11 protein-coding genes are annotated in these 13,879 nt (G+C 36.5%); 7 read left to right on the top strand and 4 right to left on the bottom strand.

Annotated elements, in window-relative coordinates; all coding sequences use genetic code 11:
- Positions 1-787: 787 nt before the first annotated feature.
- Entirely contained in the window at positions 788-3,475 is a 2,688-nt protein-coding gene (locus tag B4Z90_RS04110; protein ID WP_286801448.1) for a TolB family protein, read from the top strand.
- Positions 3,476-3,486: 11 nt separating this feature from the next.
- On the opposite strand, the gene B4Z90_RS04105 is transcribed toward B4Z90_RS04110, so the two are convergent.
- The 3 genes from B4Z90_RS04105 to B4Z90_RS04095 all read right to left on the bottom strand — a co-directional run bounded on the left by B4Z90_RS04105 (position 3,487) and on the right by B4Z90_RS04095 (position 5,989).
- On the bottom strand, positions 3,487-4,356 hold the full coding sequence (locus tag B4Z90_RS04105; protein ID WP_083296135.1) for an endonuclease/exonuclease/phosphatase family protein: 870 nt from the start codon (positions 4,354-4,356) through the stop codon (positions 3,487-3,489).
- Between the two features lie 358 nt (positions 4,357-4,714).
- On the bottom strand, positions 4,715-5,299 hold the full coding sequence (locus B4Z90_RS04100) for a pentapeptide repeat-containing protein (protein WP_058699790.1): 585 nt from the start codon (positions 5,297-5,299) through the stop codon (positions 4,715-4,717).
- Between the two features lie 135 nt (positions 5,300-5,434).
- A complete protein-coding gene (locus B4Z90_RS04095) occupies positions 5,435-5,989 on the bottom strand; it encodes a TetR/AcrR family transcriptional regulator (RefSeq protein WP_058699789.1) in 555 nt (184 codons plus the stop codon).
- Between the two features lie 284 nt (positions 5,990-6,273).
- Here B4Z90_RS04095 and B4Z90_RS04090 point away from each other — a divergent pair, with 284 nt between their 5' ends.
- From B4Z90_RS04090 to B4Z90_RS04065, 6 genes are all read left to right on the top strand, one after another.
- Complete coding sequence (locus B4Z90_RS04090) at positions 6,274-7,119, top strand: RteC domain-containing protein (protein ID WP_058700049.1); 846 nt, start codon at positions 6,274-6,276, stop codon at positions 7,117-7,119.
- Positions 7,120-7,369: 250 nt separating this feature from the next.
- Positions 7,370-7,717 (top strand): helix-turn-helix domain-containing protein, encoded by a 348-nt coding sequence (locus B4Z90_RS04085; protein WP_058699788.1) that lies wholly within the window; start codon positions 7,370-7,372, stop codon positions 7,715-7,717.
- An 11-nt stretch (positions 7,718-7,728) separates the two neighbouring features.
- Complete coding sequence (locus B4Z90_RS04080; RefSeq protein WP_058699787.1) at positions 7,729-8,037, top strand: helix-turn-helix domain-containing protein; 309 nt, start codon at positions 7,729-7,731, stop codon at positions 8,035-8,037.
- Positions 8,038-8,125: 88 nt separating this feature from the next.
- Positions 8,126-9,580, top strand: coding sequence for a DUF3945 domain-containing protein (locus B4Z90_RS04075; RefSeq protein WP_058699786.1), 1,455 nt, complete (start codon positions 8,126-8,128; stop codon positions 9,578-9,580).
- A gap of 19 nt (positions 9,581-9,599) precedes the next feature.
- A complete protein-coding gene (topB, locus tag B4Z90_RS04070; RefSeq protein WP_058699785.1) occupies positions 9,600-11,684 on the top strand; it encodes a type IA DNA topoisomerase in 2,085 nt (694 codons plus the stop codon).
- The gene (locus B4Z90_RS04065) at positions 11,681-12,556 is read left to right on the top strand and encodes an ORF6N domain-containing protein (protein ID WP_058699784.1); all 876 of its coding nucleotides are present in this window, start codon (positions 11,681-11,683) and stop codon (positions 12,554-12,556) included. The genes topB and B4Z90_RS04065 overlap by 4 nt, the downstream gene beginning before the upstream one ends.
- A gap of 75 nt (positions 12,557-12,631) precedes the next feature.
- Here B4Z90_RS04065 and B4Z90_RS04060 read toward each other — a convergent pair whose 3' ends face one another.
- Positions 12,632-13,864: an IS256 family transposase gene (locus tag B4Z90_RS04060; protein ID WP_059344605.1), complete on the bottom strand. Its 1,233-nt coding sequence runs from the start codon at positions 13,862-13,864 to the stop codon at positions 12,632-12,634.
- Between the last annotated feature and the right edge of the window lie 15 nt (positions 13,865-13,879).

Below are 13,879 nucleotides of genomic sequence, written 5' to 3'. Positions count from 1 at the left end.
ATCCTACATCTACACAAAATTTATATGTTACAAAAATCGCTTTTTTAAAGTAAATTCTGCATAAAAAAATAAATAATAAAAACCTGCTGTCTGTCGCAGTAATTGGGATAAATACGCCGCACAATGTTTAATGCTCAAATCAAAAACAAGACAATTTGTCACCAACAAAAATTAAAGAGAAAACCGTTCTCGCCAATAACTTGAACAGGTCTAGACAAAAGAAAGACGATGAAATTTATCGTCTAATTACCGATCCATTTTTTTTATCCAATAAAATGAATCAGGCCACACCCAACTCGCCAGCACACTCCCAAAGCAACACCCCATAGACGTCTGATTTTTCCACAAAAAAAACAGACAAATTTTCTCGGCGCAGTCTTAGAATCGCTATTTATTTAAGTATATTCGTCGTATACTTTAACCTGTTCAATATAGTGCTTTTTTTTCAGAACAGCCCAATATCATCAGGTTGTTTTACAGAAAAAAATAGTAAAAAGAAGTAAATCATAAAAATCATAAAAGCCTATTATTCAAATATAAATAAATTTGAAACAGAAGTTAAAGTTCATATAAATAGGAATAATAAAACTAAAAAAAATAGCAAACACTCGATATACAAAAATTAATGAAACATAAAAACATAATTATCAACATATTATCATTATTATCATTAATAATATATTCACAAAAAAGTTCTGCTCAATTTTTTGAAGACAGCCAAGCGCCCTTAAGCCAAAAATGGTATAAAATTGAAACCAAGAATTTTCGACTAATTTTCCCTGAGGAAATGAAGAGCAAGGCCCCTACCCTAGCTGACCAGGTTAACCGATCGCTGCGTACAACTGCTAGAAATTACAAAATAACACCGCGGAAAATTCCATTCATTATCCATAACACGAATCTACAAACGAATGGTTTTGTACAGCTGTCTCCACGTAAATCTGAACTGTACAGCACCGCAGGCGCAGAACCCGACAACCAGACCTGGCTACCCAATTTGATCCTTCACGAGTCAAGACACGTAAGTCAATTTGACAAATTGACAGGAAAACTACGCGCGCCATTTTTTGAACAATTAGCCCTTGCCTACTACGGACTGACCGTTCCTTCCTGGTATTTTGAAGGCGATGCAACCCTTACAGAAACCATATATTCGGAGGGAGGGCGAGGAAGATTACCCGCTTTTGAAATGCCCATCAAAGCGAACTTTCAATCGAATCACAGCTATAGTTTTAATAAATATTTATTGGGGTCCTATAAAGATATAGTCCCGAGTTACTATACAATCGGCTATCTGATGACCTCCACTTTAAAGTCGGAATTACCTTCGAATTATGAAGCCGACCTCTTTTCGGAGCTGAACAAAAAACCATTATATCCCTATAATATCAATCGTGTTTTAAAGAAAAAAATTGGAGGAAATAGTGCCTACTTATACAATAAAACAATAGCAAATTTAGAGATCATATGGAATAAGAAAACAAGCGACTATCAATACCAGAAATACAAAGAAATAGACAAGAAAAACGACAGCTATTACAACAGCAATTTATTACCAAAACACAAGAACGGTCTGATCTATTTTATTAAACAGAATCCACAAAAGACCAATGCAATTTACACGTATGATGTGGCAACAAAAACAGAAAATAGGCTCGCTAAAACTGGCATACAGTTAACACCACATTTTGACGTAAACAGCAATTACATCGTATGGGACGAGCTCCATAAAGATCCGCGTTTCAACAAAAGAACATACAGCGTTATCAATGTCATGGATCTCAAAACAGGGAAAATTAGCCAGCTCAGCAAACAGACGAGATATTATTCACCTATTTTTAGCCCATTAGACGAAACCATCGCCTGCGTTGAGGTAGATTTATCCAACGACAGCTATCTGACGCTTATAAGCCTTAAAAACAACAATGTCATCAAACGGATAAAAATAGGCAATTCCGAACAGCTGCAACACCCTGCTTTCAACCCCAAAGGCGATAAAATAATAGCAATACGATTATCCGAATCCGGAACCGCACTGTGTGAAATCGATCTGAAAAATGACAAAATCACCAACCTAACACCATGGGGTAACCAACAATATGAAAGACCGCAATACCTTTCAGGTATGAAGATTATCACAAAAGCTAACTTCAATGGTATCGATAATATCTACACTATTGATCTCTTATCTGGTAAAAAACAGCAGCTGACAAAGGCACAGTTTGGCGCGTTCAACCCTTTTTACGACAAGGACACAAGGCAATTATTCTTCAACGATTACCAATACAATGGCTACAAAATCGCCCAAACATCCATAGACACAACATTTGATATCCGTCCCGAAACAGATTATTTTTCGCATTACTATAGCACAGCATTAACGAAAGACAGCATAAAAAACATTGCTTCCATCGCAGTAGACACAAGCCAACACTACCAAATTATTCCCTATAGTGGACTAGGTAGAACATTCAATTTTCATAGCCTTTCGTTAAGTAGCAGTAATTTTGAAAGTTTCGACAATTTTAAACCTGGCGTCTTCTGGTTATCAAACAATATCTTAAACACCACACAAATTGCACTGGGATATGAATATGACACCGACATTCGAAAAGGAGTATACTCGGCAGAACTGACCTACAACAAGTACTTCCCAAAATTCTCACTACGTTATGAAAACAGAGGGCAAATCGCAGCAGCAAGCATCCCTAATAAACCGGACAGTAGCATCCGTTTCGACTGGCGCGAGCATTATATATCCTCACAGATCTCCATCCCACTCTCCTTTTACAGAAGAGACTACGTCTATTCCACTGGATTCAACCTCGCAACAGCCTATCTAAGGCGCTATGATCTTAGCCGAACAGATGTCAAAAACTTTAATTACGAGACTGCATTTCCATTAACATACCAGCTTTACCTCAATCGCAATGCGCGTATGGCCAGTATGGATCTCTACCCAAGATGGGGGCAAAATTTTAGTGTCACCTACCGACATACGCCTTTTGAAAACAATGCAAAAGGTGAAATTTTATCAGCAAGAACAGTATTCTATCTACCTGGATTTATGAGCAATCACGGTTTTCAAATTAGATTGAGCGCCCAAACAGGATCAGGAATTTATCAATACATCAACGATATCCCTCTTGTGAGTGGATTTAGCTACTACAAATATGAAAAAATAAAAAACACGGTGTTGGTCAACTATCGTTTCCCTATAGCTTATCCCGACCTTGGATTAGGATCTTTAGCCTATATTAAACGTGTAAAAGGAGGAATATTTGCCGATTATCAAAATATACACAAACACAGGGAGATCTCACCAAAAAGCTTTGGAGCCTATCTGTCGCTTGATTTCAATGCTTTCAGATACCCACTTCCAGATTTCGAATTCGTCGTTAAGGGTACCTATATCAATGACAACACGACAACACAACGTGTAGTTCCAACTTTCAGTTTAAACTACACCTATTAAGGATAAGCTGCTTAAGGATGAATCGCCCAGTTAAAATTCAGTGCCAAGGCATAATGATCCGATAAGGGCAATCCTTTGACATTGGTGAATAGATTATTTTCTATTTTATAATCCCGGGCAGCAAGACTGAGGTGACTACTGCTCCGATAGAGGATCTTATCGATAGATTCGCTCTGATTGCTGATAGACAACATATGTGGCGGCTTAAACTCATGTCGCACCTCAGGCACTAAGCCTCCATTTTCGAGCTCAACCCAGCTATCAACCAATGCTGTGGAATCCATAAAATCATGCAGGTTATCATCACAAAAACTATAATGTGCATTAAAATCACCCATTACAATAAGTGGCTTACCACTCGAATGCTCTCCAATATAATCACGTAGCTGATTGAGATTATCCCGGCGTGCACTTGAAGCTTTCCTGCTATTTTGTGCATTTGCATGAACATTATAAACATCCAACCAGACTTCAGGAACGATTTCTATCTGAACTAAGGTGAAGCCCTTGGGTGTCAGAAAATCGGCTCCTGTACGTTTTTTCCAGGGCACACGGACAACATCGGTCATCGGAAAATGAGACAGGGTATTGAGACCATCACCAAAGGGAACACGTCCCTTGGTTCTTGTGCGATATGGATGTGAATTACCGCCCCAATATAGACTTCTATTATAATTGAAATCCTCCTGTACATTAACAATGTCAAAAGGATTGATCTTCTTTCCAATTTCAGCAATACTTCTGCTTCTTCCTGTAATCGCAGAGGAAATAATCCCAGGCAACCCCGCTACATTATACGTCAGTACCGAAAAAAAACCAGAACTATCTTTTTCTTTACTCTTATTAGCATCCATCAATATCTGCATATATAACCAAGTCATGATAAATTTAGCAAATACAATAAAAACTCACCAGTGCTACACAAACATTTAACGGATAATTGATTTAATCTGACATTACATCAATAGTTTCGTACAAAACATCGATCTTTTTTTATAAAAAAAATCAATTAGGACCAAAGCGGTTAATTAAGAGCGAATTAGGCAGTGTGAAATTATTATTGGTAATGATTTAGTAATGGTGCTTACTGCATTCATTTATATTCAAATTCCTTGTAACTCAATTACAAAAGTACAAAAAATAAAGCAATGAATCACTGGAAAAGCAATTACTTGGTACAGCATGCTTCAGTGATAATTATCAGATAATTCAACGGGTTATGATTGGTCAAATAATTTATTAGCTGTCATAATCTATATCCAAATTATGTCTGTATAAAAGACCTACAAGGTTAAGTGCCGAAAACTTCGCTTTTTTCATCTTGTTAACGTCTGGGTCTATAGCAAAATTTACTGCTGTCCTGAAATCTGTTTTTTCTAGAATAGAATTAGAGAATATAGCAGAGGAAAGGTCACATCCTAAAAATTCAGAGGCCGTCAGATCAGCCTCACCAAATTCAACGTCTTTTAATGTACAGTTCTTGAAAGTAGTTTTTCGAAGCTTTGTTCCAAAAAAATTACTGTAGTCTAAATGACATTCCGTAAACGAAAACGAAAACGCAAACTTGCTACATCTTGCAAAGTCTACCCCCAGCATTTTGCACCCAATAAATACAGCATTCCTGAATCCGGTTCCGTCAACGTCCACCATTGAAAAGTTACATTGTTTAAAAGTGCAATCTTCAAAATTATTGTCCTTTAGATCACTCTTGTTAAAATCACAACTGACAAATTCACACTTTATGAATTCTCTGTTTCTCAGTTTCTTTTCAGAGTAATTTATACCGGAAAATATTTTGTCTTGATGAATTACGGTTTCTTCCATTTTATATATTTTATATCCAAACAAGTTTAATTTTAAATATCAACAGTTTTAAGTAAGCACTTGAGAATCATTTTATTTGTTTTGTGATTCAATATATTATCCATTAATTGGTGTTAATACCTAATAAAGAATCGGTTACTTTAATTGCTGTAAAAAATTTAAAACCTTGGGTTTATCTTTTTCAGTAAGGTGTATACTACCCATATTTTCTGAGTACCAGATAGCATCTGCCACCAGAAAAACAATAGTACTATGTATGCTCAACTCCTCTCCATCGGTTGGCAAAATGTGAAGATTGTACCAATCTTCCCATTGTAGGCGATACTTGGAGTTAATCATGATTGCTTGGAGAATGATTCGCATTGTTTTAGCGTATTTTTCATCATTTTTCTTTTCTAAGATAAATTTCAGATAAGCAAAAGCACCATCCTTATCGACATTTTGATCTCTGTATTTTTTTACTTTATCCGTAAGGTTAATCAGGCTTTGATTTACTAGCTCATCCAGTAATTCTTCCTTATTCCTAAAATGATGGATAATCCCTCCTTTACTCAAACCTGTCCAATCAGCAATAGATTGAAAAGTTACGTGGTGCCAGTCTGATTCTGATCCAATGTGAATAGCCGCGTCGATAATCAACTGCTTACTTAATTCCGGTTCCTTTTTTCGGGTATATGAGCTATTTTCCAAATTATATCTTTATAGTTTATAACAAGCAACATTTGCAAAGATACCGAACGTTTGGTTTGTTTTGACATCGAATCATTAATTATTTTAAATACTTTTTCATTAACAGTTATGTCCTTTAATAAGACATGTCCTCATGGTGTTTTTCTGATTAAAACATAAAAATATTGCTACTAGAAATGGATAAAAATTTCCCAAGTTGGTTAGTACTTGGGAAATTTTCTCGTTTATAATAACAAATTTTGTAAAATATGGAAGAGACTATCTAATTTCTAAATATGTCACTTATGAGAATATCCCTGCCAAATATTATTGCTGAAATAAACAGTAAAGAGAGTAGATTATCCTCAGAGTTATCTCTGATTGTAGAAGAAGCCTACCAAATGACGATTTTTTTGCAAGATTTACTTCTCTCTGTGAAAGATTATGTAATCTCAAACGGATTTAAAAACAACGAAGAAGAAATTGATTTCTTCCGAAACATCAAACCATATATTTTAGGAAAATTAATCTACTACAATAAGCTGTTTAGAATAGAAACCGTTTGTCCAGTCAATGAAGGTGAGATCTATCATAAGTACTTTTCTAAGCATCTTGAAAAATTGAAGATAGATTACAGTGAGCACATCTGTAATTCTGATTTTTATAGATACTATCGTTCAGGCAGGGTTGACAGAGATGATTTATACTTCAGGTTAGGTAATGTTAATTGTTATGATGGATTAAATAGTATTGCTTTTGAAATCGATTTACAATTCTCAACTTACTATGACTACAAAATTGCCAAAATCATTTCAAATGATTTGCTATATTCTTATTTAATAAATAAGATAGCCCCTGATGATAATACAGGTATAAAACTGGATCATATAGATTCTATAAAAGAATTAACATGGACAAACTCAAAAAATGCACTTATTGAACTAATTTATGCAATACATGCGTCAGGAACAATTTGTCATGGCAAAATTGGGATTAGAAAGCTCGGCTTGATCTGTCAGATACTTTTTAAAATTCCTCTTAACGATGTACATCATGCATTTCATAGAATGAAAACTAGGAGTGGTTCGCGAACTACATTTTTAGATCAGCTTAAAATATCTCTTGAAGAATATATGGATAAAGATCTATAGTTACTTCGATACACCAATCTTAAAAGCAGTACCCTAAACGTACTGCTTTTTTCTTTACCCATATTTGCCAATTGGCAAATGTTCACAAACCGTTATTGCTGATGCTTTCATGTATTCTTAATGCCTAACAACTAGGTGTTTATATGATTCAAGAAAATTTAAAAAAAACTCCAAACCAATTGGCAGAGCTTGGCAGACAATACCAGCCAGACAATCCAACTTTGTATCGTAATTAATAAATACGTGTACAATGAAAATTATAACAATCGAAGAAGAAGCGTGGAAACAGCTCAATGAGCGGTTAAAGGCAATTAATGATTTTATCCTGAAATCAGAAGATACCAGCTATGATAGCCTCTGGCTGAACAACCATGAAGTATGTCAGTATCTCCATATTAGTGAAAAAACACTTTGGCGAATACGTACAAAAGGAGAAATAGCTTATTCCAAAATGTATGGACAGTATTTCTATACCATTGGAGCTATAAAAGATATGCTTAATGCCAATGCCGTACAGACCAGCGATGAATATGTACAGGAGCTTATGGCTAAAGGCAAGAGTTACATTGAGAAAGGTAGAAAACTAAAGAATTCTTAAAGGACTACATTATGAATATAGATAGAATAGAATTTATATCGTGGATGGAACGCATTATGGATCGTTTCGATATGCTAAAAGATAGCTTAACAGATATTGAAAAAAAGAAAAACACCATAGATGGTGAAGTATTATTAGATAATCAGGATTTACTTCAGATGCTTAAAATCAGTAGTCGTTCTTTACAACGTTATCGTTCTTCTGGCAAGTTACCATACTATACAATCAGCGGTAAATTATATTACAAATTAACTGACGTACATCAGTTTGTAAGAGAAAGCTTCAATACTCCATTGCACCGTACTAAAGACAGCAAGTGACAAATAATGCCCCTAAAGGACGCTTTGGTCATACCTTTTTGTGTATAGGTTATTTTCGAAAAGATAACAGTTTTAAAACAATAAAATTATGAGTGAAGAAACAATAGATAGTCCGCAATTACCGGATCAATTATCGGAAACACTTTTGGTATTGGACAAAGAAAAAAACAGGATTCAGGTTGTCAAAGGAATTGATAAAGACGGCAATCTCAAAACTGTAGAGCCAAATGAGAAAAACCAAAATCAGTTTATGCGTGTGGATAAACACGGAGATATGTTTTCTAACTTCTTTTCCAATTTTTTCCGTCAACTGAAGAATCCTACCCATTTTAAATTTTTTAAAGTACCAGCTGATGAAGCAATTGATACGGCAAAAAAAATGCAGCAACAGATTGATACACCTACTAAAGAAGGGGAATCAGTAATGGCAAAGCATGAGGTAAAAGAACCAGAGTTAAAACAAGAAAATCATAAAAATATGGAAACAACACAAAAAACTCCGGAAACAGGCGAATACCGTTTCAAGCCGGAACAGATTGATTGGGAAATGATGAACAATCTTGGATTGAGCAAAGAATATCTGGAAAAGAGAAACTTGCTTGATCCTCTTTTAAAAGGATATAAAACCAATGAATTGGTAACAGTTACGCTAAACCTCGGAACTGCTGTTTCCCGTCCTGAAGGCAGGTTGTCTTTACAGCCCGGCGAAGATGGCAAAGCTGTTATGCTTATCCATAGCGTAAGAAAAGAACCTCAATTAAACTTCCCTTTCTTTGGGCATGAATTCAGCAAAGAGGATAAAGAGAATCTGATTAAAACAGGCAATATGGGGCGAACTGTTGATCTTAAAAACCCTAAAACAGGTGAAACAATACCTTCCATTATAAGTGTAGATAGACTAACCAATGAGCTTATTGCTCTGCGGACAGATAAGATTAAAGTACCTGATGAACTAAAAGGCGTACAATTGAATGAGCAGCAGAAACAAACTCTTATGGAGGGTAAGCCACTATTGATTGAGGGAATGATCTCAAAAAAAGGTACTTCATTCGATGCTACAGTTCAATTCAATGCCGACAAACGTTATGTAGAGTTTTTATTTGATAGAACCACCAACAATAAGCAGACACAAAATCAGCAGCAAACACAATTACAAGGTACTTCTCAGGAAGCTCCGCGAAATTTCCGAGGAAAAGAACTGGATGACAAACAGTACGAGAAATTCAAAGAAGGTCAAACTGTATATGTAGATGGATTACTGGATAAAAAAGGCCAGAAATATCAGGGTTATATAACTTTTGACAAGGAAACAGGCAAAACAGGCTTTTCGTTTAACAACCCTGATAGGTTGAAAGAAAAAATCCAACCTGTTGAAGCACATAAAACTCAGACAGCTGTTAATTCTCAGGGAAAAACTAATGAGGCTACAAAAAATTTAAAAGAGCCTTTAAAGACAGGGCAGAAAAACCCTGACAGTAAGACGCAACAAGAGCAACAGGAAAAGCCAAAAGCTCCCGCTAAATCCAAAGGCAAAAAAATGTAAATCTCCAAAATAGCAAAATATGAAAGTAGTAATAGCAGAAAAGCCAAGTGTTGCAAGAGAGATTGCCACAATATTGGGTGCAACAGAAAAGAAAGAAGGATTCTTGACAGGTAATGGGTTTTACGTTACCTGGGCATTTGGGCATTTGGTTGCTTTGGGAATGCCTGAAGATTATGGTATCTCAGGTTTTCAAAGAGAATCCTTACCAATGCTTCCTAATCCCTTTTTATTGACAGTAAGGAAAATCAAAAAAGGCAAATCGTACGTACCTGATAACGGAGCTTTAAAACAGTTAAAAATTATTGAGCAGGTTATCAGTAAAAGCGAAAGTATCATTGTAGCTACTGATGCCGGACGTGAAGGGGAATTGATATTTCGTTATATATACGATTACTTTAAATGCAATAAACCTTTTGAGCGTCTTTGGATAAGTTCTTTGACCGAAAAAGCCATTAAACACGGTTTAGAAAACCTAAAACCTGGTAGTGACTTTGATGGACTTTACCATGCCGGACAAGGCAGAAGTCGTGCCGACTGGTTAGTGGGCATCAATGCTTCACAAGCATTGAGTATTGCCGCTGGGCATGGTGTATATTCGCTTGGACGAGTGCAAACACCCACATTAGCCCTCATCTGTAAAAGGTATCTGGAAAATAGAAACTTCTCAATAAAAACTTATTGGCAGATAAATCTGGAACATCATAAGGAATCAATAGATTTCAAAAGTCTTTCAAAAACTAAATGGGACGATAAAAAGCTAGCTGAAGACATACTGAAATCGTTACAGCGTATTGGAATAGCTAGAGTGATTGAAGCAGAGAGTAAAAAGATAGCAGAGCAACCGCCTCTATTGTTCGATCTGACAGGATTACAAAAAGAAGCTAATAAAAAACTTGGACTCTCTGCGGATGAAACGCTTAACATTGCTCAAAGCCTTTACGAAAAGAAACTGATTACCTATCCGCGTACAGGTAGTAAATATATTCCTGAAGATCTATGGGCTGAAATCCCTGGTCTAGTAAGACTACTAGAAAACAGAGAATCGTGTAAGGAAGCCAGCAAAAAAGTGAAATGGGGACGTTTCAATAAACGTATGGTGAACGATGTCAAAGTAACGGATCATCATGGTTTACTCATTACTGAAAAAATACCCGCTGAATTACCTGCCAAAGAAAATGCAATTTATGATATGATAGCTTTCAGATTATTGGAAGCCATCTCACATCCATGCTCCAAAGAAATAACAGATATTACCTTACAAGTAATACATTATGATTTTATTTTGAAAGGTTGTAAAATTCTTGAACCGGGTTGGCGTGCTATTCGTGGAAATTTTAGTGAGGATGACAGTGAGCCTATACAAGATATCCCCGAACTGAAAGTTGGTGAAGAAGTTAATATCAAAAGTATGCAGGTAATAGAAAAGAAAACTAAACCTCCTGTATTGTACACCGAAGCCGGATTGTTATCAGCAATGGAAAGTGCTGGGAGGGAAATTGAGAGTGAAGAGGAACGTAAAATTTTACAGGGGATTGGTATTGGCACCCCAGCTACAAGAGCAGCTATAATAGAAACTCTTTTTAAGCGTGACTATATTCGTCGCGAAAAGAAATCACTCATCCCAACAGAAAAAGGTTTGCAGGTTTATGATTTAGTTAAAGACAAAAAGATTGCTGATGTTGCTATGACCGCAGAATGGGAGTTAACATTACAGCAAATTGAAAATGATCAAGAAGATGCCACCATATTTCTTAAAGAAATGGAGTTATATGCAGATTTTATTACAAAGGAACTATTAGAATCTACTATTGTAAAACAGAAACAACCTGAACTGGAATGTCCAAAATGTAAACAACAGCAACTCCTCATTTGGAATAAGGTGATAAAATGTCCCGATGAAGTTTGTAATTGGATACAGTTTCGTAATGTTTGCGGAGTATTATTGAGTACCAATGATATTGAAAGTCTTTTAAAAACACGAAGAACAAAACTCATAAAAGGAATGCAAAGTAAATCAGGCAAAAAATTCGATGCATACATTGTGTTGGATACAACCGGAAAAAGCTCTTTCGAATTTCCACCCAATAAACAAAAAAAGAAATGAGTAATATAATCCTGTCCAAAAAAGAAATAGAAAAACTGATTTTCACCATTCGAGATAAACACGTAATGCTGGATAGCGATCTGGCTTCCTTATATCAGGTAGAAACTAAGAACCTAAATAAAGCCGTGAAAAGGAACATCGAAAGATTTCCACAATCGTTTTGTTTTCAGTTAACCGAAGAGGAAGCTGAAAACTTGAGGTTCCAGATTGGAACCTCAAGTTTAAACTATGGTGGAAGACGTTATTTACCCTATGCTTTTACCGAGCAAGGTGTGGCAATGGCTTCCGCCATTCTTCGTTCGTCTACAGCGATTAAGGTCAGTGTTGAGATTATGGAAGCCTTTGTAGAAATGCGTAGAATACTCATCAGTAATGCTTCTTTGTTTCATCGTTTGGATAAAATGGAACTGAAACAGTTGGAAACCGATCAAAAATTTGAAGAGATATTCAAAGCTCTGGAAAGTGACAAGCTACACATTGAAAAAGGGATTTTCTATAGTGGACAGGTTTTCGATGCCTACGCCTTTGTATCAGATATTATTCGAAGTGCTAAAGAGTCCATTATCTTGCTTGACAATTATGTGGATGATACTGTACTTACGCTACTAGGTAAACGAGAACAATCTGTAACCGCAACAATCTATACCAAAAGCATCAGCAATCAGCTTCGGTTGGATTTACAAAGGTACAACAGTCAATATCCCCGTATTGAAGTTGAAGTTTTTGCCGATAGCCACGACCGCTTATTAATTATTGACAGTACGGAACTTTACCACATTGGGGCTTCGCTTAAAGACCTGGGCAAAAAATGGTTCGCATTTTCACGAATGAATATAGAAGTGAGCAAAATTCTTCAGGTACTTAACAAATAACAAACCCTCCGAATATGGAGGGTTTTGTCATTATTATGGGGAGTGTAACTCAAACTGTGTCATTGGATTTAAATCTTAAAAACCTCTTTCTAATTTGAGTCTATCCCCAAATCTAATATAAAGTTGGGATATGGTCAAGCCCCAGTTATGCATTGGCATCGTCCATTTTTTTGCAATATCTTTAATAATTAAATACATCAATTTCATGAGCGCCTGTTCAGAGCTGAAAGCTCCTTTAGATTTAATAATTTTTCGTATCTGACGGTGCATTCCCTCGATTGGATTTGTGGTGTATATAATCTTGCGAACCTGATCCTCGTATTCAAAGAAAGTAGAAAGATTGGTCCAGTTATCCATCCAGGATTTGGCAGCAAGTGGGTATTTCTTGCCCCATTTTTCTTCAAAAGACAGTAGGTTTTCATATCCCATTTCTTCGTTCACAGCCTTATAGACCGGTTTTAGATCCTCCATGACAAGCTTCTTGTCTTTTTCGGTTACGTAACGCATACTTGTTCTGATCTGGTGAACAATACACAACTGGATCTTTGTTTTTGGAAAAATAGCTTCTATGGCCTCAGGGAACCCTTTTAGACCATCAATACAAGCAATAAGGATGTCTTCAACGCCACGTTGCTTTAAATCTGTAAGAACTGAAAGCCAGAACTTAGCTCCCTCATTTTCTGAGCTATAAAGACCAATCAGATCTTTTCTACCATCCATACCAACTCCCAGGATATTATAGATAGCCCTCGATTCAACAGTTCCATTCTGGCGAACCTTGATGTGCATACAGTCTAGGAATACAAAGGGATAAACAGCTTCAAGAGGCCTGCTACGCCACTCATTTACCGCTGGAAGCACGCTTTCTGTAATACGCGATATTTCTGTGGCAGAGATCTCCATTGCATACATTTCGCGTATAAACTCGCTTATCGCCCGTGTGCTCATTCCTTTGGCATACATGCTCAACACATGTCCCTCAAGCTGTTCAGTGATGATTAATTGTCTCTTAGGTACTACTTTAGGCTCGAACGTTCCCGATCTATCCCGACCTGTCTCCAGCTCAAAAGTTCCGGTATTGAGACCTCGGACTGTCTTTTTTGTCTTGCCATTTCGACGATTGCTATTGCCCGAAGCTTTCTCTTCGTTCAAGTGGTTTTCCAGTTCTCCATCCATCATCGATTCCAACAGATGCTTCATTAACGGCGCTAGGACGCCATCATTGGGAGATAAACTTTTACCTTCGTAAAGACCTTGCATAGCTTCTGCCTTGAAGCGTTCAAAGTCGAATGGGTCTTTTTCTTTCATGACCGTGTCGTTTGA

The organism is Sphingobacterium sp. UBA5639 (genome assembly GCF_002421245.1).
In the GTDB taxonomy this organism is placed as follows: Bacteria; Bacteroidota; Bacteroidia; order Sphingobacteriales; family Sphingobacteriaceae; genus Sphingobacterium; species Sphingobacterium multivorum.
This window is presented reverse-complemented; position numbering and strand designations above follow the sequence as displayed.